At 52.2% G+C, this 25,769-nt stretch carries 23 protein-coding genes and 2 tRNA genes; 6 read left to right on the forward strand and 19 right to left on the reverse strand.

The genetic code is table 11. The features are described from left to right. Window positions 1-90 precede the first annotated feature (90 nt). The 11 genes from ACI2I2_RS08555 to ACI2I2_RS08605 form a co-directional block, all read right to left on the reverse strand. Window positions 91-2,025, reverse strand: coding sequence for a DEAD/DEAH family ATP-dependent RNA helicase (locus ACI2I2_RS08555; protein ID WP_330984060.1), 1,935 nt, complete (start codon window positions 2,023-2,025; stop codon window positions 91-93). Continuing rightward, the gene (gene yrbN / locus ACI2I2_RS08560; RefSeq protein WP_099458804.1) at window positions 2,018-2,095 is read right to left on the reverse strand and encodes a protein YrbN; all 78 of its coding nucleotides are present in this window, start codon (window positions 2,093-2,095) and stop codon (window positions 2,018-2,020) included. The genes ACI2I2_RS08555 and yrbN overlap by 8 nt, the downstream gene beginning before the upstream one ends. Before the next feature lie 106 nt (window positions 2,096-2,201). Beyond that, on the reverse strand, window positions 2,202-3,086 hold the full coding sequence (gene nlpI / locus ACI2I2_RS08565) for a lipoprotein NlpI (RefSeq protein ID WP_330983955.1): 885 nt from the start codon (window positions 3,084-3,086) through the stop codon (window positions 2,202-2,204). 107 nt (window positions 3,087-3,193) lie between these two features. Beyond that, entirely contained in the window at window positions 3,194-5,329 is a 2,136-nt protein-coding gene (gene pnp / locus ACI2I2_RS08570) for a polyribonucleotide nucleotidyltransferase (protein WP_330983956.1), read from the reverse strand. Between the two features lie 250 nt (window positions 5,330-5,579). Next, on the reverse strand, window positions 5,580-5,849 hold the full coding sequence (rpsO, locus tag ACI2I2_RS08575; protein ID WP_312625433.1) for a 30S ribosomal protein S15: 270 nt from the start codon (window positions 5,847-5,849) through the stop codon (window positions 5,580-5,582). A 146-nt stretch (window positions 5,850-5,995) separates the two neighbouring features. After that, the gene (gene truB / locus ACI2I2_RS08580) at window positions 5,996-6,940 is read right to left on the reverse strand and encodes a tRNA pseudouridine(55) synthase TruB (RefSeq protein ID WP_404657544.1); all 945 of its coding nucleotides are present in this window, start codon (window positions 6,938-6,940) and stop codon (window positions 5,996-5,998) included. Next, the gene (gene rbfA / locus ACI2I2_RS08585; protein WP_330983958.1) at window positions 6,940-7,341 is read right to left on the reverse strand and encodes a 30S ribosome-binding factor RbfA; all 402 of its coding nucleotides are present in this window, start codon (window positions 7,339-7,341) and stop codon (window positions 6,940-6,942) included. Before rbfA ends, truB begins: the two co-directional genes overlap by 1 nt. 109 nt (window positions 7,342-7,450) lie before the next feature. Further along, window positions 7,451-10,135 carry a translation initiation factor IF-2 gene (gene infB / locus ACI2I2_RS08590; RefSeq protein WP_404657545.1) on the reverse strand — a complete coding sequence of 895 codons (2,685 nt, stop codon included), beginning with the start codon at window positions 10,133-10,135 and terminating at the stop codon, window positions 7,451-7,453. 24 nt (window positions 10,136-10,159) lie between these two features. Beyond that, window positions 10,160-11,647, reverse strand: coding sequence for a transcription termination factor NusA (nusA, locus tag ACI2I2_RS08595; protein WP_404657546.1), 1,488 nt, complete (start codon window positions 11,645-11,647; stop codon window positions 10,160-10,162). Window positions 11,648-11,674: 27 nt separating this feature from the next. Then, entirely contained in the window at window positions 11,675-12,127 is a 453-nt protein-coding gene (gene rimP, locus ACI2I2_RS08600; RefSeq protein ID WP_330983961.1) for a ribosome maturation factor RimP, read from the reverse strand. Between the two features lie 199 nt (window positions 12,128-12,326). Beyond that, window positions 12,327-12,403: transfer RNA gene (locus ACI2I2_RS08605), tRNA-Met, on the reverse strand. 333 nt (window positions 12,404-12,736) lie between these two features. Between ACI2I2_RS08605 and argG the strand changes: the two genes are divergently transcribed. From argG to ACI2I2_RS08625, 4 genes are all read left to right on the forward strand, one after another. After that, the gene (gene argG / locus ACI2I2_RS08610; RefSeq protein ID WP_404657547.1) at window positions 12,737-14,083 is read left to right on the forward strand and encodes an argininosuccinate synthase; all 1,347 of its coding nucleotides are present in this window, start codon (window positions 12,737-12,739) and stop codon (window positions 14,081-14,083) included. 197 nt (window positions 14,084-14,280) lie between these two features. Beyond that, window positions 14,281-14,910 (forward strand): helix-turn-helix domain-containing protein, encoded by a 630-nt coding sequence (locus tag ACI2I2_RS08615; RefSeq protein ID WP_404657548.1) that lies wholly within the window; start codon window positions 14,281-14,283, stop codon window positions 14,908-14,910. Window positions 14,911-15,120: 210 nt separating this feature from the next. Next, complete coding sequence (ompA, locus tag ACI2I2_RS08620) at window positions 15,121-16,161, forward strand: porin OmpA (protein ID WP_404657549.1); 1,041 nt, start codon at window positions 15,121-15,123, stop codon at window positions 16,159-16,161. A 76-nt stretch (window positions 16,162-16,237) separates the two neighbouring features. Next, entirely contained in the window at window positions 16,238-16,789 is a 552-nt protein-coding gene (locus tag ACI2I2_RS08625) for a YfaZ family outer membrane protein (RefSeq protein ID WP_404657550.1), read from the forward strand. A gap of 41 nt (window positions 16,790-16,830) precedes the next feature. Here ACI2I2_RS08625 and ACI2I2_RS08630 read toward each other — a convergent pair whose 3' ends face one another. From ACI2I2_RS08630 to rlmE, 7 genes are all read right to left on the reverse strand, one after another. Beyond that, the gene (locus ACI2I2_RS08630) at window positions 16,831-17,229 is read right to left on the reverse strand and encodes a hypothetical protein (RefSeq protein WP_404657551.1); all 399 of its coding nucleotides are present in this window, start codon (window positions 17,227-17,229) and stop codon (window positions 16,831-16,833) included. Window positions 17,230-17,400: 171 nt separating this feature from the next. Next, a tRNA-Leu gene (locus ACI2I2_RS08635) sits at window positions 17,401-17,487 on the reverse strand. Between the two features lie 9 nt (window positions 17,488-17,496). Further along, a complete protein-coding gene (gene secG / locus ACI2I2_RS08640) occupies window positions 17,497-17,826 on the reverse strand; it encodes a preprotein translocase subunit SecG (RefSeq protein WP_330983966.1) in 330 nt (109 codons plus the stop codon). 227 nt (window positions 17,827-18,053) lie between these two features. After that, window positions 18,054-19,391, reverse strand: a complete 1,338-nt coding sequence (gene glmM, locus ACI2I2_RS08645; protein ID WP_404657552.1) for a phosphoglucosamine mutase — start codon at window positions 19,389-19,391, stop codon at window positions 18,054-18,056. Continuing rightward, window positions 19,384-20,232, reverse strand: a complete 849-nt coding sequence (gene folP / locus ACI2I2_RS08650; protein WP_404657553.1) for a dihydropteroate synthase — start codon at window positions 20,230-20,232, stop codon at window positions 19,384-19,386. Before folP ends, glmM begins: the two co-directional genes overlap by 8 nt. Before the next feature lie 98 nt (window positions 20,233-20,330). Then, window positions 20,331-22,268 carry an ATP-dependent zinc metalloprotease FtsH gene (ftsH, locus tag ACI2I2_RS08655; RefSeq protein ID WP_404657554.1) on the reverse strand — a complete coding sequence of 646 codons (1,938 nt, stop codon included), beginning with the start codon at window positions 22,266-22,268 and terminating at the stop codon, window positions 20,331-20,333. Between the two features lie 114 nt (window positions 22,269-22,382). Beyond that, complete coding sequence (gene rlmE / locus ACI2I2_RS08660; RefSeq protein ID WP_330983970.1) at window positions 22,383-23,012, reverse strand: 23S rRNA (uridine(2552)-2'-O)-methyltransferase RlmE; 630 nt, start codon at window positions 23,010-23,012, stop codon at window positions 22,383-22,385. A 125-nt stretch (window positions 23,013-23,137) separates the two neighbouring features. On the opposite strand from rlmE, the gene yhbY reads away from it, so the two are divergent. Beyond that, entirely contained in the window at window positions 23,138-23,431 is a 294-nt protein-coding gene (yhbY, locus tag ACI2I2_RS08665) for a ribosome assembly RNA-binding protein YhbY (protein ID WP_330983971.1), read from the forward strand. Between the two features lie 141 nt (window positions 23,432-23,572). Here the strand turns inward: yhbY and greA are convergent, their stop codons facing one another. Next, entirely contained in the window at window positions 23,573-24,049 is a 477-nt protein-coding gene (greA, locus tag ACI2I2_RS08670; RefSeq protein ID WP_330983972.1) for a transcription elongation factor GreA, read from the reverse strand. A 247-nt stretch (window positions 24,050-24,296) separates the two neighbouring features. Between greA and dacB the strand changes: the two genes are divergently transcribed. Further along, on the forward strand, window positions 24,297-25,730 hold the full coding sequence (gene dacB / locus ACI2I2_RS08675; RefSeq protein WP_404657555.1) for a serine-type D-Ala-D-Ala carboxypeptidase: 1,434 nt from the start codon (window positions 24,297-24,299) through the stop codon (window positions 25,728-25,730). Window positions 25,731-25,769 lie beyond the last annotated feature (39 nt).

Consider the following 25,769-nt stretch of genomic DNA (forward strand, 5'->3'; position numbering starts at 1 on the left):
AGTACAATTGAAATAAAAAAAGCCCCGATAACCTTCATCGGGGCTGTATCGTTTACTTTACGTCAGCAAACGTAGTTTTTTACTCGGCAATTACGCTTCGGTAGGACGACGACGTACTGGTGCATCTTCACGACGTGGGCCACGGCCACCTTCGCGACGCTCACCGCTGAAACGGCCTGCGCCACCTTCACGACGTTCACCGCTGAAGCGACGACCTTCACCACGACCGCCTTCACGACGCTCACCGAAACCGCCACGACCGCCAGCAGGGCCGCCACGACGCTCACCGCCGCCAGTGCGAGGCTGCGCATCGCCCATCAGCTGCATGTTCATCGGCTTGTTCAGGATGCGGGTGCGAGTAAAGTGCTGCAGCACTTCGCCCGGCATACCTTTTGGCAGCTCAATAGTGGAGTGCGTACCGAACAGCTTGATGTTACCGATGTAACGGCTGCTGATGTCGCCTTCGTTAGCAATCGCGCCAACGATATGACGAACTTCAACACCATCATCACGGCCCACTTCGATACGGTACAGTTCCATATCGCCAACATCACGACGTTCGCGACGTGGACGGTCTTCACCACCACGCTCTGGACGATCGCCACGTGGGCCACGGTCACCGCGCGGTGCACGGTCGTTACGGTCGAAACGATCGTCACGATCGCGGAACTCACGCTTAGGACGCATCGGCGCATCAGGTGGAACGATCAGAGAACGTTCGCCCTGAGCCATTTTCAGCAGTGCTGCAGCCAGCGTTTCCATATCCAGCTCTTCGCCTTCAACGGTCGGCTGAATTTGAGACAGCAGGCCACGGTACAGATCCAGATCGCTGCTTTCCAGCTGCTGCTGAACTTTGGCAGAGAATTTTTCCAGACGGCGTTTGCCCAGCAGTTCTGCGTTCGGCAGTTCCACTTCTGGAATGGTCAGCTTCATGGTGCGTTCGATGTTACGCAGCAGACGACGCTCGCGGTTCTCAACGAACAGCAGCGCACGGCCAGCACGACCCGCACGGCCAGTACGACCAATACGGTGAACGTAAGACTCAGAATCCATTGGGATATCGTAGTTTACGACCAGGCTGATACGCTCAACGTCCAGACCACGTGCCGCAACGTCAGTGGCAATCAGGATATCCAGACGACCGTCTTTCAGGCGGTCCAGAGTCTGCTCACGCAGGGACTGGTTCATGTCACCGTTCAGCGCGGCGCTGTTGTAACCGCTACGCTCCAGCGCTTCTGCCACTTCCAGAGTCGCGTTTTTGGTACGAACGAAGATAATCGCCGCATCAAAATCTTCCGCTTCCAGGAAACGCACCAGCGCTTCGTTCTTACGCATGCCCCAAACAGTCCAGTAGCTCTGGCTGATGTCAGGGCGGGTAGTCACGCTTGACTGAATGCGGACTTCCTGCGGCTCTTTCATGAAACGACGAGTAATACGACGAATCGCTTCTGGCATGGTGGCAGAGAACAGCGCGGTCTGATGACCTTCTGGGATCTCTGCCATAATGGTTTCTACGTCTTCGATGAAGCCCATGCGCAGCATTTCGTCAGCTTCATCCAGTACCAGACCGCTCAGTTTAGAGAGATCCAGGGTACCGCGTTTCAGGTGATCCAGCAGACGGCCCGGCGTACCGACGACAATCTGTGGACCCTGGCGCAGAGCGCGTAATTGCACGTCATAACGCTGGCCGCCGTACAGGGCTACCACGTTTACGCCGCGCATATGTTTGGAGAAATCCGTCATTGCTTCAGCAACCTGTACCGCCAGTTCGCGGGTCGGTGCCAGCACCAGAATTTGTGGTGCTTTCAGCTCAGGATCAAGATTGTGCAGCAGCGGTAGGGAGAACGCTGCAGTTTTTCCGCTACCTGTCTGGGCCATACCCAGTACATCGCGGCCATTCAGCAAATGCGGAATACACTCTGCCTGGATTGGTGATGGTTTTTCGTAACCCAGATCGTTCAGAGCGCTAAGAATGGAGGCATTCAGCCCCAGATCAGAAAAAGTAGTTTCGATGATATCAGTCATGTAGTACATGTGCCTCATTGATGGCGGCCAGTCTACGTAACTCATCGTGAAATTGATCTGCAATTTTCATTGAAAAGTGTGAACCGGCTCAAATTTGGTGAATTAACGAACAATAAAGCCCTCACCCGCGAAGATGATGGCAATCAAAAAAGATTATGGGCTGATTTGTTCGTCAGCTATTGCTGGTCCGATTCTGCCAGGTCGTCTTGCTCCTGGCCCAAGAGCGCTAATTCCAACAATGCGTATCGGTGCTCAACAAAGTTATGAACGTTGTTAGCAACCGCCAGTTTGAACAGTGCCGCAGCGCTGTCCTTGTCCCCCAGACTTAGGTAGTACTTACCTAAATAGAAGTTTGTTTCACTGAGATGCTCAGCGAGCGAGGTGTTATCCGTTGCGTCTGCCTTCAGCTTGTCCATCAGCGTTGCTTCGCTAATGTTACCGAGGTAGAACTCGACAATGTTCCATCCCCATTGCTCTTTGTCCGATTTTTCATAGCGCTGCTTCAGTGCTACGACAGCCTGCTTCTCATCGAGCTTCTGCTCAACGATATAAAGCCACAGGCTACGGAAAGGATCATTGGGATCGTCTTGATAAAACGCCAGCAGATCATCTTGCGCTAACTTAGCACGACCACCGTAATACAACGCGATGCCGCGGTTTAAGTATGCGTAATTGTAAGTTGGATCAAGCTCAAGTACAGAATCAAACGCTTCATAGGCAGCATCAAAATTGCCTGCCTGCGTTAAATAAATGCCTAAGTAATTGAATACTTCAGGCATATCCGGTCTGATTGCCAGCGCTTGCGAGAAATCGTTACGCGCTAATGCCCTCAAACCGAGACTATCATACAACACTCCGCGCTCATATAAAAGCTGTGCGCGTTCATCATCGGTTAAAGCCCGACTGGCAAGAATCTGTTCCATACGGGCCAGAATCACTTCTTGCTGTAAAGTCGGTTGCAATGGCACCGCCAGGACTTCGCTCTTACGCCAGGCAGAGTTGCTGCATCCTGCCAGCGTGAGTGCTGTCGCAACGAAACACCAGCGCAAAAAAGGCTTCATTTCCCACTCCCGAAGACAACAATTGGATGAACGTCCTGTTCCCCGGCTGCTAACAAGCGTCCTGCCCGGAATGCGCCCTCCGCAAAGGCGGAGGGCAAATGGCAACCTTACTCGCCCTGTTCCGCTGCCGGAGCTTCCGGCGCGGCCGCAGGTTGAGTCTGCTCGGTCGCTTCTTTAATGCTCAGACGTACACGGCCCTGGCGATCAACTTCCAGAACTTTAACCGGTACTTCCTGACCCATCTGCAGATAGTCAGTCACTTTCTCTACACGCTTGTCAGCGATTTGAGAGATGTGAACCAGACCTTCTTTACCGCCGCCGATAGCCACGAACGCACCGAAATCAACGATACGGGTAACTTTACCGTTGTAGATACGACCGACTTCGATTTCAGCAGTAATTTCTTCGATACGACGGATAGCGTAGGCCGCTTTGTCGCCATCAGTTGCTGCGATTTTCACGGTACCGTCATCTTCGATTTCGATGGTGGTGCCGGTTTCTTCAGTCAGCGCACGGATAACAGAACCGCCTTTACCGATAACGTCTTTGATCTTGTCTGGATTGATCTTGATGGTGTGGATACGCGGTGCGAACTCAGAGATATCGCCACGTGGCGCGTTGATCGCTTGTTCCATCACACCCAGGATGTGCAGACGAGCACCTTTAGCCTGGTTCAGAGCAACCTGCATGATCTCTTTGGTGATACCTTCAATTTTGATATCCATCTGCAGTGCAGAGATACCGTCGCGGGAACCCGCTACTTTGAAGTCCATATCGCCAAGGTGGTCTTCGTCACCGAGGATGTCAGACAGTACGACAAAGTTGTCGCCTTCTTTCACCAGGCCCATCGCGATACCTGCTACTGCAGATTTCACCGGTACGCCTGCGTCCATCAGTGCCAGAGAAGCACCGCACACGGAAGCCATGGAAGAAGAACCGTTAGATTCGGTAATTTCAGACACCACACGTACGGTGTATGGGAATTCGTCAGTGGTCGGCATCACTGCCAGCACGCCACGTTTCGCCAGACGGCCGTGACCGATTTCACGACGCTTCGGTGAGCCAACCATACCGGTTTCGCCCACAGAGTACGGAGGGAAGTTGTAGTGGAACAGGAAGCTGTCAGTACGCTCGCCCATCAGTTCGTCGATGTTCTGTGCGTCACGCGCAGTACCCAGAGTCGCGGTTACCAGCGCCTGAGTTTCACCACGGGTGAACAGTGCAGAACCGTGGGTACGCGGCAGTACGCCAGTACGCACGTCCAGACCACGAATCATGTCTTTTTCACGGCCATCGATACGCGGCTCGCCTGCCAGTACACGGCTACGAACGGCATTTTTCTCGATGTCGTGCAGGATGTCGCCGAGGTCATTGGCGTCCAGCGTTTCATCTTCAGCAACCAGGGTCGCGATCACTTCAGATTTGATAGCATCAACCTGAGCGTAACGTTCCTGCTTGTCAGTGATGCGGTAAGCATCGCTCAGACGAGCTTTAGCCAGTTCAGCAACGCGCGCGTTCAGCGCTTCGTTGACGGCTTCTGGCTGCCAGTCCCAACGTGGTTTACCGGCTTCTTTCACCAGATCGTTGATGTTCTGAATCACGATCTGCTGCTGTTCGTGGCCATAAACAACCGCACCCAGCATGGTGTCTTCGCTCAGCAGTTCTGCTTCGGATTCAACCATCAGTACCGCGGCTTCAGTACCGGCAACAACCAGGTCCAGTTTGCTGGTTTTCAGCTCTTCCTGGGTTGGGTTCAGCACGTACTGGTCGTTGATGTAACCCACGCGAGCGGCACCAATTGGACCGTTGAATGGAATACCGGACAGAGACAGCGCTGCAGAAGCACCGATCATCGCCACGATATCAGGGTTAACCTGTGGGTTTACGGACACAACGGTCGCGATAACCTGAACTTCGTTGACGAAGCCTTCCGGGAACAGCGGACGAACCGGGCGGTCAATCAGACGCGCAATCAGGGTTTCGCCTTCGCTTGGACGGCCTTCACGACGGAAGAAGCCACCCGGGATTTTACCAGCAGCGTAAGTACGCTCCTGATAGTTAACAGTCAGTGGGAAGAAGTCCTGGCCTGGTTTAGCTTTTTTCTGGCCGACAACGGTCACGAATACCGCAGTGTCATCCATGCTAACCATTACAGCGGCAGTAGCCTGACGAGCCATCATGCCGGTTTCCAGGGTTACGGTGTGTTGGCCGTACTGGAATTTACGAACGATCGGATTTAGCAAAATTTTACCCTTTCTTGATAAGGGACAGCGCACCACTGAGCGTGCCGTCCATTGACCCGATCTTCTGGCATCCTCGCGACTAATGACAATCCTAACCGCCGTGGGTTAAGCCTCTCATTAGCCGCGCGAAACTCTGCTCGGAAGATCATTTATCGCAGCAATACAAACAATACATGAGTTTCAGCCTAATTGCTGCCATCTGGTTGAAAAAAGGGGCCATAAAGGCCCCTCTTTCTGAAACTCGCCAGAATTAGCGACGCAGACCCAGACGCTCGATCAGCGCGGTGTAGCGTGCAACATCTTTACGCTTCAGGTAGTCGAGCAGTTTACGACGCTGAGAAACCATACGCAGCAGACCACGACGGCTGTGGTGATCTTTTTTGTGCTCAGAGAAGTGACCCTGCAGGTGGTTGATCTGAGCGGTCAGCAGTGCAACCTGAACTTCGGTAGAACCACTGTCGTTAGAACCACGACCAAACTCGGAAACGATTTTTGCTTTAGCTTCAACGCTTAGAGACATTTTAAACTCCAGAATTAATAAGGAAAAAGGGTGCCGATCTCTAATTCAGCGACCCCAGGATTAACGCTGTCCTACGGGTAAACCGTTGTTCAGACGTTAAGCCGCAATATTCTACCTGCAGCGACTTGTTATCGCAAGGTGAGCGATTATTGCGGGTACTCAACGACCAGACGGCGTGGTGCCACGCGGCCTTCATCGTCAATTTCGCCCATACCGATGAATTTGGCTTCATCGCCTTCAGTCACGCGGACTAATCCGGTCGCTGTCACGTTCGAAGAACGCACAGGATTACCGTTTTTGAAGTACACGGAAGAGGTCAACGGCAGGTTCACCACAGGGAAGTCCGATGCCGGACTGTCCATCGGCATGAGTAAAGGATCCAGCAACTGGGCAGCAGGAATATCTTGCGCTTGTGCCTGAGCAACCAGCGCATGGAGCTGTTCCAGTGTCACCATCCGCTCGACCGGGTAACGGCTCACCGCCAGACGACGCAACATGATGACGTGTGCGCCACAGCCGAGCTTCTCGCCCAGGTCATCAATGATTGTCCTGATGTAAGTGCCTTTCGAACAGTGGATCTCAAGCTCAAGCTCATCGCCTTCATGGCGAATAAACAGCAGTTCGTAGACCGTGATCGGCCTGGCCTCACGCGGAATATCAATGCCCTGACGAGCGTATTCATACAGCTTTTTACCCTGATACTTCAACGCCGAATACATCGACGGCACCTGCTGGGTATCACCGCGGAAGCTGTCCAGTGCAGCAGCCAAATCGGAGGCGCTGAAAGTCATTGGACGCTCTTCGACGATTTGGCCATCGGCATCAGAGGTATCAGTACGCTGCCCAAGTTTCGCAATCACGCGATAGCGCTTGTCGGAATCAAGCAGATACTGAGAAAACTTGGTGGCCTCACCGAGACAGACCGGAAGCATACCGGTCGCCAGCGGATCGAGCGCGCCGGTGTGCCCTGCACGGTTGGCGTTATAAAGACGCTTTACCTTTTGCAGAACGTCGTTGCTGGAGGCACCCTGAGGCTTGTCCAGCAGCAACACACCATGGATATCGCGGCCACGACGACGAGGACGACTCATTAGTCCTCCTTGCTGTCGTCCGGGTTCACACGACGCTCATCGTCATGCTTCACCACGTTGGTCACGAGGTTGGACATACGCATCCCTTCGACCAATGAGTTGTCGTAGAAGAAGGTCAGTTCCGGCACGATACGCAGACGCATGGCTTTACCCAGCAGCGTACGAATGAAGCCAGACGCATCCTGCAAAGCACGGATGCCCGCTTTAACAGCGGCTTCGTCTTTGTCGTTCAGGAAGGTCACAAACACTTTGGCATAAGCCAGGTCACGGGAGACTTCCACACCGGAGACGGTGGTCATCAGGCCAAGACGTGGATCTTTAATTTCGCGCTGCAGGATGATAGCAATTTCTTTTTGCAACTCCTGACCGACGCGCTGCGGGCGACCAAATTCTTTCGCCATAATACATTCTCCAGAATAAAGACAACTAAAGGGGCTATTAGCCCCTTTTGAAATTCATGCCGGGTGGCGCTTCGCTGACCCGGCCTGGACGCTGGCTAATCCTTGCGGATTAGTCGATGCTGCGTTGGATCTCAATGATCTCGAACACTTCGATCATATCGCCAACACGAACGTCGTTGTAGTTCTTCACGCCGATACCACATTCCATGCCGTTACGGACTTCGTTAACGTCATCTTTGAAGCGACGCAGGGATTCCAGCTCGCCTTCATAGATAACCACGTTGTCACGCAGTACGCGGATTGGGTTGTGACGCTTGATGTTACCTTCGGTAACCATACAACCGGCGACCGCACCGAATTTCGGCGATTTGAACACGTCACGAACTTCAGCCAGACCAATGATCTGCTGTTTCAGTTCTGGTGACAGCATGCCGCTCATCGCTGCTTTCACTTCGTCAATCAGATGATAGATGACGGAGTAGTAACGCAGATCCAGGCTTTCAGCATCAATGACGCGACGCGCAGAAGCATCAGCACGGACGTTGAAGCCAACCAGGATAGCGTTGGAAGCTGCAGCCAGCGTTGCGTCGGTTTCGGTGATACCACCTACGCCAGAACCGATGATCTTCACTTTCACTTCGTCGGTAGACAGTTTCAGCAAGGAATCGGAGATCGCTTCGACAGAACCCTGTACGTCGGCTTTCAGAACAACGTTCACTTCGTGAACTTCGCCTTCGGTCATGTTGGCAAACATGTTCTCCAGCTTGGACTTCTGCTGACGAGCCAGTTTGACTTCACGGAATTTGCCCTGACGATACAGCGCAACTTCACGCGCTTTTTTCTCGTCACGTACAACGGTCACTTCGTCACCGGCAGCCGGAACACCGGACAGACCCAGGATTTCCACTGGAATGGACGGACCTGCTTCCAGAACTTCCTGACCCAGTTCGTCACGCATCGCACGAACGCGACCGTATTCGAAGCCACACAGAACGATATCGCCCTTGTGCAGAGTCCCTTCACGAACCAGCACGGTAGCAACCGGACCACGACCTTTATCCAGGAAGGATTCGATAACTGCACCGCTTGCCATACCGTTACGAACCGCTTTCAGTTCCAGAACTTCAGACTGCAGCAGGATTGCGTTCAGCAGGTCATCAACACCGGTACCCACTTTTGCAGAGACTGGGATGAACTGCGCTTCACCGCCCCACTCTTCCGGCATAACACCGTACTGAGACAGTTCGTTCTTAACGCGATCCATGTCCGCTTCAGGCTTATCGATTTTGTTCACAGCAACGACCAGAGGCACCTGCGCCGCTTTCGCGTGCTGGATAGCTTCGATGGTCTGCGGCATGACGCCGTCGTCTGCGGCAACAACCAGAACAACGATATCCGTTGCCTGAGCACCACGAGCACGCATGGAGGTAAACGCGGCGTGACCCGGGGTATCCAGGAAGGTGATCATACCGTTGTCAGTTTCAACGTGGTAAGCACCGATATGCTGGGTAATGCCACCTGCTTCGCCAGACGCCACTTTCGTTGAACGAATGTAGTCGAGCAGAGAGGTTTTACCGTGGTCAACGTGACCCATGATGGTCACGACTGGCGCACGTGGCTCAGCAGCAGCACCGGTATCACGGTCGCTCATTACCGCTTCTTCCAGCTCGTTCTCACGGCGCAGGATAACTTTGTGGCCCATCTCTTCGGCAACCAGCTGTGCGGTTTCCTGGTCGATGACCTGGTTGATGGTCGCCATCGCGCCCAGCTTCATCATCGCTTTGATGACCTGAGAACCTTTGACGGCCATCTTGTTAGCCAGATCGCCAACGGTGATGGTTTCACCAATCACAACGTCACGGTTTACGGCCTGAGCTGGCTTCTGGAAGCCCTGCTGCAGAGTGGAACCTTTACGCTTACCGCCTTTGCCGCCACGAACGGCAGCGCGAGCTTCTTCGCGATCGGCTTTGGATTCAGCGTGCTTATTGCCTTTCTTCGCTGGACGAGCCGCTTTCGCGCTACGAGTGCGACCACGGCCGGCTTCGCTTTCACGATCGTTTTCGTCTTCAGCCTGGCGAGCATGCTGAGAAGTGGTGACGTGATAATCGCTGGTATCCTCAGTCGGCTCAGCGTTATTCACCCCATTTTTCTCGTTTTCTTCGGCCATGCGGCGGGCTTCTTCCGCGACGCGGCGAGCTTCTTCTTCAAGCTTGCGACGCGCTTCTTCTTCCGATTTACGCTTCAGCTCTGCAGCTTCAGCTTCACGGCGGGCTTTCTCAGCCTGGGCGGTTTTGGTCATATCGTCTGTCTGTTGATTGCTCACTTTGTCTTTTTCCGCAACTTCACGCTTCGCTTTTTCAGCGGATTCGCGCTTAGCTTGTTCTGCGGCCTCACGTTCAGCTTTTGCCTGTGCCTCACGCTTGGCTGTTTCTTCAGCCTCACGACGGGCTTGTTCTTCCGCTTCACGCTTCGCTTCTTCTTCCGCCAGACGGTCAGCTTCCTGCGGGTCACGTTTTACAAAGGTACGCGTTTTGCGGACTTCAATCTGCACCGATTTGCTCTTACCACCGGTTCCCTGAACGCTCAGGGTGCTCCGGGTTTTACGCTGCAGCGTCAGCTTGTCAGGCGCTGAACCGTGTTCACGGTTCAGGTGTGCTAACAAGGTTTGTTTTTCTTGCGCGGTCACAGAATCTTCAGCTTTCTTCGGGATACCTGCATCAGCAAATTGCTGTACCAGGCGGTCCACGGAAGTCTGAATTTCTGCGGCCAGCGTTTTTACGGTTACATCTGTCATGCTGTTCCTTCCTGCTACAGTTTATTACGCTTCGTCGCCGAACCAGCAAATATTGCGTGCGGCCATGATGAGCTCACCGGCTTTCTCGTCGGTCAAACCTTCGATATCAGCCAGGTCATCAATGCCCTGATCGGCAAGATCTTCCAGCGTACAAACACCGCGGGCAGCCAGCTTAAATGCCATTGCACGATCCAGACCTTCAAGGTTCAGCAGATCGTCAGCCGGTTTTTTATCACCGAGGCTTTCTTCCTGAGCCAGCGCCAGCGTAGTCAGTGCGTTTTTCGCACGTTCACGAAGTGCCTCAACGGTCTGTTCGTCCAGGCCGTCGATTTCCAGCAGTTCTTTCATTGGCACATAGGCCAGTTCTTCCAGGCTTGAGAAACCTTCTTCAACCAGCACGGTGGCGAAGTCTTCATCAATATCGAGATATTTGGTGAAGGTATCGATCGCCGCATGGGCTTCAGCCTGATGCTTCGCCTGCAGATCGTCAACAGTCATAACGTTGAGATCCCAGCCGCTCAGCTGTGAAGCCAGACGCACGTTCTGACCATTACGGCCGATCGCCTGCGCCAGGTTACCCGCTTCAACGGCGATATCCATGGTGTGCTTATCTTCATCAACTACGATAGAAGCAACGTCTGCCGGTGCCATCGCGTTGATCACGAACTGAGCCGGGTTATCGTCCCACAGAACGATATCGATACGCTCACCGCCAAGCTCAGTAGAAACGGCCTGAACACGCGCACCACGCATACCCACGCAAGCGCCGACTGGGTCGATACGCTTATCGTTGGTTTTCACTGCGATTTTCGCACGAGAACCAGGATCGCGGGCAGCGGCTTTGATTTCGATAACTTCTTCGCCAATTTCCGGCACTTCGATGCGGAACAGTTCTACCAGCATTTCCGGCTTGGAACGGGTCACGAACAGCTGCGCGCCACGCGCTTCCGGACGCACGGAGTAAAGTACGCCGCGAATACGGTCGCCCGGACGGAAGTTTTCACGTGGCAGCATGTCTTCACGCAGGATCACAGCTTCAGCATTGTTGCCGAGATCCAAAGAGATGTTGTCGCGGTTCACTTTCTTCACCACGCCGGTGATGATTTCACCTTCATGCTCACGGAACTGATCAACAACCATCGCACGCTCCGCTTCGCGGACTTTCTGTACGATAACCTGTTTCGCGGTTTGAGTGGTGATACGGTCGAAGGTCACAGACTCAATCTGGTCTTCCACATAATCGCCCACATTAAAGCTCTCGTCTTCATAACGAGCGGCTTCGAGGGTGATTTCTTTCGTTGGTTGAGTCACTTCTTCAACAATAACCCAGCGACGGAAAGTATCGAAATCACCGCTCTTACGATCGATTTCTACGCGAACATCGATCTCTTGTTCGTATTTTTTCTTGGTTGCCGTAGCCAGTGCACTTTCCAGCGCTTCGAAAATCTTTTCGCGCGGCAGTGACTTTTCATTGGAAACGGCTTCAACAACAGCCAAAATTTCTTTGTTCATCGGGGCCTTTCACCTCAATCCAGACTGTTAAAAGTGGGGAACCAGGTTCGCCTTCTGGATGTTACTCAGCGCGAACACTTCATCTTTGCCTTCGACTGTAACAGTGATCATCTCACCATCTACCGCTTTGATAATGCCCTGCCATTTACGACGGTTCTGAACCGCCATGCGCAGGACAACCGTAACCTCTTCACCGAGGAAACGTGTGTAATGTTCAGCGGTGAACATAGGACGGTCGAGCCCTGGTGAGGAAACTTCCAGGTTGTAAGCGACGGTAATGGGGTCTTCGACATCCATGACGGCACTGACCTGGTGGCTCACATCAGCACAATCATCAACATTGATGCCATCTTCACTATCAATATAGATGCGCAGCGTGGATGTGCGACCGCGAATGAATTCGATGCCAACCAGCTCGAAGCCCAGTGCCTCAACCGGCGCCGTAAGCATCTCTGTTAATTTCTGTTCTAATGTGGACAAGCCCACCCCCAAGACATAAAAAAAGGGCGTAAAGCCCAGTTATTCTTTAGTCAGATAACAAAAAACCCCGATAAATCGGGGCTTTAGATAACTGAACCCTATAACCGCAAATGCGGTCTGGAGTACTTTCCGTGAGAATTTTTTCAAATCCAGCGACGACATACGAAGAGTATATTTGAAAAAGAACTCAAAGGGAAAGTGGTTGCGGGGGCCGGATTTGAACCGACGACCTTCGGGTTATGAGCCCGACGAGCTACCAGGCTGCTCCACCCCGCGCCTGAAACGTGGCATATTTTACCGGGTTTAGGTAAAAAACGCAAATACTGCTGGGATTTGGTACCGAGGACGGGACGTAAAATCGGCCTGCAGTATATTGAAAATAAATGGCTTCTGTCAACCCATTAATATCCCTGCTTGTTCGGGCATAAAAAACCTGCTGTTATGCATAATGTTAGCGCCTCTGGCCGGGAATTTTTCAAGGAAAATTCATGAATCACTTCCTGTTCCGGAAAAAAGATGATTAAATGAAAACTCACTTATTTTGCATAAACATGCAGTGATAGCAGAAACTTTTACCTCAACACAGTCTGGCAAGCAGGGTTTTACTTTATGACGACGATTCTCAAGCATCTTCCATCTGGTCAACGTATTGGTATCGCTTTCTCCGGTGGTCTGGACACCAGCGCCGCACTGCTGTGGATGCGAAAAAAAGGCGCTGTGCCGTACGCCTACACCGCGAACCTCGGTCAACCTGATGAAGAGGATTACGATGCTATCCCACGCCGCGCAATGGAATACGGTGCCGAGAACGCGCGCCTGATCGATTGCCGTAAACAACTGGTTGCTGAAGGCATTGCCGCCATTCAATGCGGAGCCTTCCACAACACCACCGGCGGTTTGACTTATTTCAACACCACCCCGCTTGGCCGCGCCGTTACTGGCACAATGCTGGTTGCCGCGATGAAAGAAGATGGCGTGAACATCTGGGGTGATGGCAGTACCTACAAAGGCAACGATATCGAACGTTTCTATCGTTACGGTCTGCTGACCAACGCCGAGCTAAAAATTTACAAACCGTGGCTCGACACTGACTTTATTGATGAACTCGGCGGCCGTCAGGAAATGTCTGAGTTTATGATTGCCTGTGGCTTCGACTATAAAATGTCCGTTGAGAAAGCCTACTCCACAGACTCCAACATGCTGGGTGCAACCCACGAAGCAAAAGATCTGGAATTCCTGAACTCCAGCGTCAAGATAGTCAACCCGATCATGGGCGTGAAGTTCTGGGATGAGAACGTGAAGATCCCTGCGGAAGAAGTCACCGTTCGTTTTGAGCAAGGCCATCCTGTCGCGCTGAATGGCAAAACATTCAGCGATGATGTGGAGATGATGCTGGAAGCCAACCGTATCGGCGGTCGTCACGGCCTGGGGATGAGCGATCAGATTGAAAACCGCATCATCGAAGCGAAGAGCCGTGGCATTTATGAAGCACCGGGCATGGCCCTGCTGCACATTGCTTATGAACGTCTGCTGACCGGCATTCACAACGAAGACACCATTGAGCAGTACCACGCTCATGGTCGTCAGCTGGGCCGTCTGCTGTATCAAGGCCGCTGGTTCGATTCCCAGGCACTGATGCTGCGTGATGGGTTGCAACGTTGGGTAGCAAGCCAGATAACTGGCGAAGTCACCCTGGAGCTGCGTCGTGGGAATGACTACTCCATCCTCAACACCGTCTCTGACAATCTGACCTATAAGGCTGAGCGTCTGACCATGGAGAAAGGGGATTCGGTGTTCTCACCAGACGATCGTATCGGCCAGTTGACCATGCGCAATCTGGACATTACCGATACCCGTGAAAAACTGTTCGGCTACGCAAAAACCGGTCTGCTTTCAGCCTCCTCCGGTAATGGATTGCCTCAGGTTGAAAACCTGGACAGCCACGTGAAGAAGTGATGCTTTGCATAGCATAAAGGCCGGATACCCGGCCTTTTTTTTTATTTTTACATCCAAAAGAAGTTGATAATCACTCACATTTTTAGAGCACATCCCTTTTTTAGGTCTCTTTTACCTGTCCGTTTCGTTCGTTGTGTTTTACCATGCTCATCTATAATTCTGACGTAATAACTCATCAGTATTCATGAGGATTCTCAATGCATCTTACGCAACCTGATCGCCCTCAAGAGGCGATTAACCGTCTTCTAAACGCGCTGGAACCCCATGCAATCCCCATGAACGCCATCGCCAGAAAGAAAATCAGCTGGGAATACAAAGGAAAGCATCAGCTTTATCTGTTTAAAAAAGGCGAGATCTCTATCCTGCGTTCTTCAGATGGGTTGTTGATGGTCACCGTTTACGAGCCTCATCTGTTTGGCATTGCCGAAATGATGCAACCGATGCGTACGCATGGTTTACGTGCGGAAGTCGAATGCGAAATTCTGCGAATGGATGCTGAGGACGCTATTCAGATTTTACGTGAGAAACAGCTGTGGGAAGAGGTCACTATTCTGCTCTCCTACCACACCGCCTATTTGACCTATCGCGATGCACTTGTTCTACAGCAACGAACCTATTCAGTTATCCGCAATCATTTATTAGAAATGATCTTACTCCCTGAAGAGACGAGAATGCGCATTTCAATGCTCGATTATATTCAGGACCGTACTCACCTTTCACGCAGTAGCGTGCTGAATGTGCTCTCCGCACTGAAAAAAGGGAAATATATCCAGTTCATACGCGGTGGATATTTACAGCATATTGAAACACTTCCTGAAAAATTCTAAGACTTCCAGGCCTTCCTGAATTCACAAATAATAGAAGGCCTTTACATTTAAAAACACAATGACACGCCTGGAAAACCTACTGCTTAAAAAGCACGCCAGATTTAAATTTAAACCGTTTTGAATTATCCAATAATAATCATTGGTCCTATCTTAGCAGCCTGCGTTTATCAGTAATCCCATGCTCGCTTTGATAACGGATGATTGTTAAAAATGAAAAAAACTCTTGTTGCCTTGATGGTTTTAAATGCTTGTGCAGTATCCACTGCTTTCGCCGCGGGTGATGCAGGTACCTGGTACGGTGGCGCTAAATTCGGCTGGTCTCACTATTTCGATGCCAGCGGAAATAAAGACTTCAACGATAACCTGCATGACGCGACTGATTTCGATATCGATCACGACAATGTCGGCGGCGGTGTATTCGGTGGCTATCAGATCAATGACTGGCTGGCGGTAGAAGGCGGTTACGACTACCTCGGCAACATGCAGATCAACGGCAATAACGGCGTTAACGGCGCCAAAATGAAAAGCCAGGGTCTGCAACTTTCCCTGAAAACCAGCTACGGCTTTACCGATAACTGGGATATCTATGGCCGCTTCGGCGCCATGGGCTATCGTGCTGAATCCGACATCAGTGGCCACAACAAGTTTGAAACCGGCATCCGTCCCGTTGTCGCTTTGGGAACTGAATATGCCTTTACGCAGAACTGGGCAGGCCGCCTGGAATACCAGTGGGTCAGCAACGTTGGTAACTCCAACCAGATTGGTGTGAGTGCAGATGTCAGCTCTGTAACGGCTGGCGTGGTGTACCGCTTTGGCCAGCACGATGACGCGCCGGTTGTGGCTCCTGCCCCTGTTGAAGCCCCTGCACCTGAAGTAAAAACCTTCAACCTCAAGTCTGACGTGATGTTCGGTTACGATTCCGCGATGCTGACTGAAGAAGGTAAAGCCGCCATCAATCAACTGTATAACTCCCCAGAAATGCAGGCGGCAAAAGGTCATTCCACGACGGTAATTGGTTACAGCGACCGCACTGGCAAGGCTGAATATAACCAACAACTTTCCGCACAACGTGCTCAGTCAGTTGCCGATCAACTGGTGAACCTGGGCATGCCAGCAGCCAACATCCAGACCGAAGGCCGTGGCGCCAGCGATTCTGTCACGGGAAACACCTGTGACAACCAGAAAGGAAACGCTCTGATTTCCTGCCTGGCACCCGATCGTCGCGTTGTCGTGCAGATCTCCGGCCAGTAATTTATCGCGACAGCAAACACTTGATTTATTTGCCCGAGCAAACGCATCGGGCTTTTTTTATTTGAGGGAGCAACCCATGCGTAAGTTTACATTCAAAGCCGCCGCGCTTGTTGTGGCACTTGGCACCATGAGCGCAGCAAGTGCCGCCATTAACCTTCATGGCGAAGCCGGTGAAGAGTACACCAATTTATCCGCCAGTTTTGGCGCGAACGAGCCCGGATTGACGTTCAACGGCAATTGGGCACACAGTGATAACGACGGCGATGTGGCAGGTCTTGGCATGGGCATAAACATGCCACTTGGGCCGGTTCTGTTTACCCTCGGGGGTAAAGCTCTGTACCTGAATCCGAAGAGTAGCGATGAAGGCTATGCCGTTGCCGTGGGCGGCGGAGCACAAGTCCCACTGGGTGATTTCATTACGGTGTTTGGCGAGTACTACTACTCACCGGACTCACTCTCCAGTGGTGTTGACGACTACGTAGAGGCAAATGCTGGTGTACGCCTGCGTGTCATTAAATCGATGTATGTCGAAGCTGGCTACCGTTATATCGATATGGCAGGGAAAGATGGCCATCGGGATAATACTCTGGCCGATGGCGGTTACGCTGGTTTCAATTTCACTTTCTAGCACCCCACAGGATCGCCGGGCGACCGGCAATCCTGATCCCATCAAGCAGCGACATTCAGCGGCTTAAGCATTTCGTTAATCGCTTTAAGCCCGGCAATATTGCCCTCTTTCCGATACGTTTCATTCATCGCTGAAATTTGCTCAAGTTTTGATAACGCCGTATAAACCTGGTGCGCATCGCTATGAGTATCAAATATTTCAGACGGTTTTACATCCTTCAGCATCGTTGATTTCAGCGAGTACTGGAGCTTGCTGAGACGGGCTGCATTCTCTTTATAGCAATGAGTCACATCTGAACTTTCTGCGCTCACGGCCTCCTGAGAATGTACGACGGGCACAGCCATATCCTGGATTTCAGTAACCGTATTTGATGAGGATGAACTGCTGCATCCCGCCAGTAATAAGAGTCCTGTCAGAGAAAGCAATTTGGTGATAGTCATGGCGTCTTCAGATCCGCATAGATGATGTAAAAACAAACGATGAAGACTTTATCGGGTTAACGCAGGTCCAGACAGGAGAGTTTTGTTTATAAAAAAACTCTGGAATAAGGCGAAAAACAGAAAGGACAAAAACAAAAAAAGACGTCTTACGACGTCTCTTTTCTGGAATATTGGTACCGAGGATGGGACTCGAACCCACAAGCCCGTTAGGGCACTACCACCTCAAGGTAGCGTGTCTACCAATTCCACCACCTCGGTACTGAGTACTTAGTGTGGGATATCGCTGCTCGGCTGTGCCGGTGCTGCTGGCTGAGTCTGCTCCGATTTCGGTGCAGTCAGATTTTCCCACTCGCTTCCTTTACTGGTTTTGTTGGTATTCAGGTTACCCAGAACCAGACTGATAATGAAGAACAGCGTCGCCAGAATCGCGGTCATGCGGGTCATGAAGTTACCAGAACCCCCTGAACCAAACAACGTAGCGGATGCGCCTGCTCCGAAGGAGGCTCCCATATCAGCGCCTTTACCCTGCTGCAGCATGATCAGACCAACGAGGCCAATCGCAACAAGAAGGAAAACGACCAAAAGAGCTTCGTACATAATCAACCTGTTCCTTGCGGGATTACCGCATACCAAGTGCTTCAACCAATAAAGCGGGATTTATTAACGTTTCCCACTGAAGCGGGTGTGAATACTAACCAAAGCGAATTGGCTTCGCAAGGGCAATTTTGATGCATTGTATCAAGTGCGGAAAAAAACAGCAAAAGACACACTGTGCGGCAACAAAAAGGCGACAAACGCCGCCTTTTTAAACGGTTATGGTGGGGTTAAACCGCTTTCACTGCGTCAGCGATTCGGTGAGCGAAGGCGTTAACCTGAGCTTCATCTTCACCTTCTACCATCACGCGAATCAGTGGCTCAGTGCCCGATTTACGCAACAGAACACGGCCACGACTTCCCAGCGCAGACTCCACCTCAGCGGTGACGCTTTTCACTGTCTCGTTCTCGAGTGGGTTTTCTGCACCGTCGGTGTAACGGACGTTAACCAGAACCTGTGGGAACATCTTCATGCCGCTACACAGATCCTGTAACGTCATGTGGTTGCGCGCCATCGCCGCAACAACCTGGAGTGCTGCCACGATACCGTCACCAGTCGTGGTTTTGTCCAGCAGAATGACGTGACCGGAGTTTTCAGCCCCAATGCGCCAGCCCTTCTCCTGCAGTTTTTCCAGCACATAGCGGTCGCCCACTTTCGCGCGTGTAAACGGAATGCCAAGCTGCTTCAGTGCCACTTCCAGGCCCATGTTACTCATCAGCGTGCCGACAGCACCGCCGCGCAGCTGGCCCTGACGCAAACCTTCACGAGCGATGATATACAGGATCTGATCGCCATCGACTTTGTTACCCTCATGGTCAACCATGATCACGCGGTCGCCGTCACCGTCAAAAGCGATACCCAGATGGGCTTTTTCTGCCAATACGCGCGCCTGCAAAGCACGAACGTCAGTTGCGCCCACTTCTTCGTTGATGTTCAGGCCATTCGGTTCGCAACCGATAGCGATCACTTTCGCACCCAGTTCGCGGAATACGCTCGGCGCAATGTGATAGGTTGCCCCATTCGCGCAATCGACCACGACTTTCAGCTCGTTCAGATTCAGCTCATTCGGGAACGTCGCCTTACAGAATTCGATGTAACGCCCTGCAGCATCGACGATACGGCTGGCTTTCCCCAACTCGGATGAGTCCACACAGGTGATCTCTTTTTCCAGCTCAGCTTCAATGGCTTCTTCTACTTCATCTGGCAGCTTGGTGCCGTCGATGGAGAAGAACTTGATGCCGTTGTCATAGAACGGATTGTGAGAAGCAGAGATAACAATGCCCGCTTCAGCACGGAATGTGCGAGTCAGATAAGCCACTGCCGGCGTGGGCATTGGGCCGGTAAAGGAAGCCGAAAGGCCGGCCGCCGCAAGACCGGCTTCCAGGGCAGATTCCAGCATATAACCAGAAATACGGGTATCTTTGCCGATGATCACTTTACGTGAGCCATGGCGCGCCAGGACTTTACCGGCAGCAAAACCCAGCTTCAGAACGAAATCAGGGGTGATCGGTGCGTCGCCTACACGGCCGCGGATACCGTCGGTGCCGAAATATTTGCGGTTACTCATAGTATTTGTTTTCCCTTGCAGACAGCGTGGCTTCTACCACACGCATCGCTTCAACAGTTTCTTTAACATCATGCACGCGGATAATATGCGCGCCTTGCATCGCAGCAACCGCGGCACAGGCCAGGCTTCCGCTGAGTCGCTCAGTTGGCCCGACATTCAGTAATTGCCCGACCATCGACTTGCGCGACATCCCCACTAACAGCGGCAGACCAAAGTGATGAAACCCGGACAGACGTGCGAGAAGTGCGTAGTTGTGCTGGAGATTTTTACCGAAACCAAAGCCCGGGTCGAGTAACAATTTCTCTTTTGCGATACCGGCCCGCTCGCAGCGTTCGATATGCTCAATAAAGAAGCGATTTACATCGGCAACGACGTCATCGTACTTTGGCGCTTCCTGCATTGTTTTTGGGTTGCCCTGCATGTGCATCAGGCACACCGGTAAGCCCGTTTCCGCTGCCGCTTCAAGTGCGCCAGGTTCAGTCAGGGAACGGATATCGTTGATGATATGCGCGCCTACACGGGCGGATTCGCGGATAACTTCTGGTTTTGAGGTATCAACAGAAATCCAGACTTCGAAACGCTGGGCGATAGCCTCAACCACCGGGATAACACGAGCCAGTTCCTCTTCCACGCTAACTTCAGCCGCACCCGGTCGCGTTGATTCTCCGCCTACATCAATAATGGTCGCCCCGGCATTGATCATCAGATTGGCGTGTTTCAGCGCATCAACCAGTTGGTTATGCGTGCCACCGTCTGAGAAGGAATCTGGCGTGACATTAAGGATACCCATCACGTGAGGATGCGAAAGATCGAGCATACTGCCCTGGGCAAAGAGTTTCATGGCGGAGTCCTGGCCTTACGGTAATTAACAGAAAAAGAAAAACCCCGGGGCAAGCCCCAGGGTTTCAATCATAAACAACATGTTCAACAACGGAAGACTTACTTGTCGCCCAGTTGCTCTGACATGGTGTTACCCGGATTTGGCGTGCGTGGTTCATCAACCGGACGTGGTGCCTTCGGGGTGCCATTGCTGTCAGAGTTGTTGCTGCTGCCGTTGCTGTCTTCCCAGCCAGCTGGCGGGCGAACATCACGACGAGCCATCAGGTCATCAATCTGCGGTGCATCGATGGTTTCGTACTTCATCAACGCATCTTTCATGGTATGCAGAATGTCCAGGTTATCGTTCAGAAGCTGACGAGCACGAGCATAGTTACGCTCGATCAGCAGCTTCACTTCCTGGTCGATGATACGGGCTGTCTCATCGGACATATGCTTGGCTTTCGCAACAGAACGGCCGAGGAACACTTCACCCTCTTCCTCTGCGTACAGCAGTGGACCGAGTTTTTCAGAGAAGCCCCACTGAGTGACCATGTTACGCGCCAGGTTTGTCGCAACTTTAATATCGTTGGACGCCCCGGTAGACACATGCTCCGCACCGTAGATGATTTCTTCAGCCAGACGACCACCGTACAGCGTAGAGATTTGGCTTTCCAGCTTCTGACGGCTGGCGCTGATCGCGTCGCCTTCAGGCAGGAAGAAAGTCACACCCAGAGCACGACCGCGCGGAATAATCGTCACTTTATGCACCGGATCGTGTTCCGGTACCAGGCGGCCGATAATCGCGTGACCCGCTTCGTGATACGCCGTGGACTCTTTCTGTGCTTCCGTCATCACCATGGAGCGACGTTCCGCACCCATCATGATTTTGTCTTTCGCTTTTTCGAACTCGACCATCGACACGACGCGCTTGTTGCCGCGAGCAGCGAACAGAGCCGCTTCGTTGACGAGGTTAGCGAGATCCGCACCAGAGAAGCCCGGAGTACCGCGCGCAATGATTGCCGCATCGATATCTGGCGCCAGTGGAACGCGACGCATATGGACTTTCAGGATCTGTTCGCGACCACGTACGTCTGGCAGACCGACCACAACCTGACGGTCGAAACGGCCTGGACGCAGCAGCGCAGGGTCAAGTACGTCAGGACGGTTAGTTGCCGCGATAACGATAATACCTTCGTTACCTTCGAAACCATCCATCTCAACCAGCATCTGGTTCAGCGTCTGCTCACGTTCATCGTGACCACCGCCCAGACCTGCACCACGTTGGCGGCCTACGGCGTCGATTTCATCGATGAAGATAATGCACGGCGCCGCTTTCTTCGCTTGTTCGAACATGTCGCGCACACGGGATGCACCCACACCGACGAACATTTCGACGAAGTCAGAACCGGAAATGGTGAAGAAAGGCACTTTCGCTTCACCGGCGATAGCTTTCGCCAGCAGCGTTTTACCGGTACCCGGTGGCCCCACCATCAGGACGCCTTTTGGAATTTTACCGCCCAGCTTCTGGAATCGGCTTGGCTCACGCAGGTATTCAACCAGCTCAGCGACTTCTTCTTTCGCTTCGTCACAGCCTGCGACGTCAGCAAAAGTGGTCTTGATCTGGTCTTCCGTCAGCATGCGCGCTTTGCTCTTACCAAACGACATGGCGCCTTTACCGCCGCCGCCCTGCATCTGGCGCATGAAGAAGATCCAGACACCAATCAGCAGAAGCATCGGGAACCAGGAAATGAAGATAGAAGCCAGCAGGCTTGGTTCTTCAGGCGGTTCACCCACAACTTTCACGTTTTTGGTCAGCAGGTTATCAAGCAGTTTAGGATCGTTAACCGGAATGTAAGTCGTGTAACGGTTACTATCTTTCTTGGTAACGTTGATCTCACGTCCGTTGATACGCGCTTCGCGAACCTGGTCCTGATTGACCTCTTGCAGGAAGGTAGAGTAATCCACCTTACGGCCATTTGACTCGCTGGGCCCAAAGCTCTGGAACACAGACATCAGCACCACTGCGATGACCAGCCAGAGTATTAGGTTTTTCGCCATGTCACTCAAGGGATTAACCTCTTATTACAACTGTGTTAATAACAGCGTCAGGTTACTATACATCCTTCACATTTCATACCGCCGCCGTACCGGCATTGGTGCAAAATCGTCGGGTTATGGTTTTCGCCCGGTCGCTACAATGTACACTTCACGCGAACGAGCGCGCGAAGAGTCCGGCTTACGAACTTTCACTTTCGTAAACAGGGAGCGAATTTCCTTAAGGTACTCCTCGAAACCTTCGCCCTGAAACACCTTCACTAAAAAACTGCCGCCTGGAGCCAAAACATCACGGCTCATCTCAAGCGCCAGCTCCACCAGATACATGGCACGGGGAATATCCACCGCTGGTGTTCCGCACATGTTTGGAGCCATATCGGACATGACAACCTGGACTTTACTGTCACCTACGCGTTCAAGTAACGCTTTCAGCACTAATTCATCACGAAAATCGCCCTGAAGGAAGTCGACACCGACGATGGGATCCATCGGCAAAAGATCGCAAGCAATGATGCGACCCTGACCGCCTATCTGCGTAACGGCATACTGTGACCATCCGCCGGGCGCTGCACCGAGATCGACTACCGTCATTCCCGGCTTAAAAAGTTTGTCACTTTGCTGTATTTCATCAAGTTTAAACCAGGCACGGGAACGTAACCCCTTTTTCTGTGCCTGCTGAACATATTTATCGCTAAAGTGTTCCTGAAGCCAGCGGCTGGAACTGGCAGAACGCTTTTTACCTGTCATTTAACTTTCCCATTGGGACGGTTCATCATATCCGGCTGCGTAAATTTTAACGGCCGATTTGGTGATACTTGGGAGATGGCGGTAGAATGAACCGTTTTCAATCCCAACGTAAGCAAAAATATACGATGAATCTGAGTACTAAACAAAAACAGCACCTGAAAGGTCTGGCACATCCGCTCAAGCCGGTAGTTATGCTTGGCAACAATGGTTTGACCGAAGGGGTACTGGCCGAGATTGAACAAGCGTTGCAGCACCACGAACTCATCAAGGTGAAAATCGCCTCGGAAGATCGCGAGACTAAAGTCCTTATCGTGGAAGCTATCGTTCGCGAAACCGGCGCCTGTAACGTACAGGTCATCGGTAAAACGCTGGTTCTGTATCGCCCAACAGCAGAGCGTAAAATCTCGCTGCCACGTTAAGAGTAACCTGAATTGAACACATGTGATGTGTAAAACGAGGGGTTTTCGCGGGCAGGTGAGCAAAATGCCACGCTCTCAACGTTGATAAAAGGCCGCTATGCGGCCTTTTTCTTATCTTTACATTGCATCAACAAAGTGGAATTACAGGTAATCCACTTTGACTATCTCATATTCAACTTCGCCACCTGGCGTCTGAATGGTCACCACGTCGTCCTGCTCTTTACCGATCAGACCCCGTGCGATAGGCGAGTTTACCGAGATAAGGTTCTGCTTAAAATCAGCCTCATCATCGCCGACGATACGCCAGCTTGTCTCTTCATCGTTATCCAGATTCAGCACCTGTACGGTCGCGCCAAAAATCACGCGGCCAGTGTTCGGCATTTTGGTGATATCGATAACCTGAGCGTTGGAAAGTTTCGCTTCAATATCCTTGATACGCCCTTCGCAGAAGCCCTGCTGCTCACGCGCGGCATGATACTCAGCGTTCTCTTTCAGATCGCCATGTTCGCGAGCATCGGCAATGGCCGCAATGATTTCAGGGCGACGAACGGATTTCAGGTACTCCAGCTCTTCGCGCAGTTTTTCAGCACCACGTAAGGTCATCGGAATAGCTTGCATGGGTTTTACCTCTTCATCATTCCTTGAGGTACAGCTTGCGCTGCGCCCCTGTACTTTCTCCTTCAACCCACGGGCTTACCAGGAGAAAAGCAAAAAGAAAACTGACCCGGAACAAAATTTCCAGGCCAGCGGCAATTTTTCTGTTTGATGCGTATTTTACCCTGAAGTTCACTATGGGTCATCGTTTACTTTACAGGGCTTTGCGCCGTAGTATGACGGTTTGTTTCCAGGTTGTTAGCGCGAGAATATGCGATTTTCCAGATTTATCATCGGATTGACCACCAGTTTAGCATTTAGCGTCCAGGCCGCGAACGTTGAGCAGTACGTCACTCAGCTCCCCGCCGGCGCTAATCTTGCTCTTATGGTACAAAAAGTCGGCGCACAGGCTCCCGACATTGATTATCACAGCCAGCAGATGGCCCTGCCGGCAAGTACCCAAAAAGTGATTACCGCCCTGGCGGCATTGCTGCAACTGGGTCCCGATTTTCGCTTTACCACCACACTGGAAAGTAAAGGTAGCGTTGATAACGGCATTCTGAAAGGTGACTTAATTGCACGATTTGGCGGCGATCCTACGTTAAAACGGCAGGATATCCGCAATATGGTGGCGGTTCTGAAAAAATCAGGTGTCCAGCAAATTGAAGGCAATGTGCTGATCGACACCTCCATTTTTGCCAGCCACGATAAAGCCCCGGGTTGGCCCTGGAACGATCTCACACAGTGCTTCAGCGCCCCTCCTGCAGCAGCGATTGTCGATCGTAACTGCTTCTCTGTCTCACTTTATAGCGCACAAAAACCCGGCGATTTAGCGTTTATTCGCGTCGCATCCTACTATCCAGTGACGATGTTCAGTCAGGTTCGTACCCTGCAAAAAGGGTCTGGTGAAGCGCAATACTGCGAGCTGGATGTTGTTCCGGGCGATCTGAACCGCTACACGCTGACAGGCTGCCTGCCACAGCGTTCAGAGCCTTTACCGCTGGCGTTCGCCATTCAGGATGGCGCAAGCTACGCTGGAGCAATCCTTAAGGATGAGCTCAAGCAAGCCGGGATAACCTATTCGGGCACATTATTACGCCAGACGCTGACCAACGATCCGGGCACCGTTATCGCCAGTAAGCAGTCGGCACCGCTGCACGATCTGTTGAAGATCATGCTGAAAAAATCCGACAACATGATAGCCGATACCGTCTTTCGTATGATTGGTCATGCTCGTTTCGGCGTGCCGGGGACCTGGCGTGCGGGATCAGACGCCGTCCGTCAGATCCTCCGTCAGCAGGCTGGTGTTGATTTAGGCAACACCATTATTGCCGACGGTTCCGGGCTTTCTCGCCACAACCTGATCGCTCCAGCGACCATGATGCAGGTGCTGCAGTACATTGCGCAGCACGACACCGAGTTGAATTTCATCTCTATGTTGCCGCTAGCGGGTTATGACGGCTCCCTGCAATATCGTGCGGGTCTACATCAGGCGGGTGTGGATGGAAAGGTTTCGGCCAAGACAGGCTCATTGCAGGGCGTATATAACCTGGCAGGCTTTATTACGACGGCCAGTGGCCAACGCATGGCGTTTGTACAGTACCTGTCGGGCTACGCGGTTGAACCTGCGGACCAGCGTAATCGCCGCATTCCATTGGTTCGTTTCGAAAGCCGCTTGTATAAAGACATTTACCAGAACAATTAAAGCAGAAAGGCTCCCGATGGGAGCCTTTTTAGTGCCGGG

Origin of the sequence: Scandinavium sp. NPDC088450 (assembly GCF_044900545.1) — a bacterium.
GTDB lineage: Bacteria > Pseudomonadota > Gammaproteobacteria > Enterobacterales > Enterobacteriaceae > Scandinavium.

Excerpts from the sequence above, each read along its gene's own strand:
- folP (WP_404657553.1), bottom strand. The coding sequence starts at position 20,232 with ATGAAACTCTTTGCCCAGGGCAGTATGCTCGATCTTTCGCATCCTCAC.
- truB (WP_404657544.1), bottom strand. The coding sequence starts at position 6,940 with ATGAGTCGTCCTCGTCGTCGTGGCCGCGATATCCATGGTGTGTTGCTG.
- ompA (WP_404657549.1), top strand. The coding sequence starts at position 15,121 with ATGAAAAAAACTCTTGTTGCCTTGATGGTTTTAAATGCTTGTGCAGTA.
- greA (WP_330983972.1), bottom strand. The coding sequence starts at position 24,049 with ATGCAAGCTATTCCGATGACCTTACGTGGTGCTGAAAAACTGCGCGAA.
- ACI2I2_RS08630 (WP_404657551.1), bottom strand. The coding sequence starts at position 17,229 with ATGACTATCACCAAATTGCTTTCTCTGACAGGACTCTTATTACTGGCG.
- ftsH (WP_404657554.1), bottom strand. The coding sequence starts at position 22,268 with ATGGCGAAAAACCTAATACTCTGGCTGGTCATCGCAGTGGTGCTGATG.
- nlpI (WP_330983955.1), bottom strand. The coding sequence starts at position 3,086 with ATGAAGCCTTTTTTGCGCTGGTGTTTCGTTGCGACAGCACTCACGCTG.
- secG (WP_330983966.1), bottom strand. The coding sequence starts at position 17,826 with ATGTACGAAGCTCTTTTGGTCGTTTTCCTTCTTGTTGCGATTGGCCTC.
- yhbY (WP_330983971.1), top strand. The coding sequence starts at position 23,138 with ATGAATCTGAGTACTAAACAAAAACAGCACCTGAAAGGTCTGGCACAT.
- ACI2I2_RS08615 (WP_404657548.1), top strand. The coding sequence starts at position 14,281 with ATGCATCTTACGCAACCTGATCGCCCTCAAGAGGCGATTAACCGTCTT.
- infB (WP_404657545.1), bottom strand. The coding sequence starts at position 10,135 with ATGACAGATGTAACCGTAAAAACGCTGGCCGCAGAAATTCAGACTTCC.
- yrbN (WP_099458804.1), bottom strand. The coding sequence starts at position 2,095 with ATGAAAATTGCAGATCAATTTCACGATGAGTTACGTAGACTGGCCGCC.
- rbfA (WP_330983958.1), bottom strand. The coding sequence starts at position 7,341 with ATGGCGAAAGAATTTGGTCGCCCGCAGCGCGTCGGTCAGGAGTTGCAA.
- argG (WP_404657547.1), top strand. The coding sequence starts at position 12,737 with ATGACGACGATTCTCAAGCATCTTCCATCTGGTCAACGTATTGGTATC.
- rpsO (WP_312625433.1), bottom strand. The coding sequence starts at position 5,849 with ATGTCTCTAAGCGTTGAAGCTAAAGCAAAAATCGTTTCCGAGTTTGGT.
- ACI2I2_RS08625 (WP_404657550.1), top strand. The coding sequence starts at position 16,238 with ATGCGTAAGTTTACATTCAAAGCCGCCGCGCTTGTTGTGGCACTTGGC.
- ACI2I2_RS08555 (WP_330984060.1), bottom strand. The coding sequence starts at position 2,025 with ATGACTGATATCATCGAAACTACTTTTTCTGATCTGGGGCTGAATGCC.
- dacB (WP_404657555.1), top strand. The coding sequence starts at position 24,297 with ATGCGATTTTCCAGATTTATCATCGGATTGACCACCAGTTTAGCATTT.
- glmM (WP_404657552.1), bottom strand. The coding sequence starts at position 19,391 with ATGAGTAACCGCAAATATTTCGGCACCGACGGTATCCGCGGCCGTGTA.
- rlmE (WP_330983970.1), bottom strand. The coding sequence starts at position 23,012 with ATGACAGGTAAAAAGCGTTCTGCCAGTTCCAGCCGCTGGCTTCAGGAA.
- nusA (WP_404657546.1), bottom strand. The coding sequence starts at position 11,647 with ATGAACAAAGAAATTTTGGCTGTTGTTGAAGCCGTTTCCAATGAAAAG.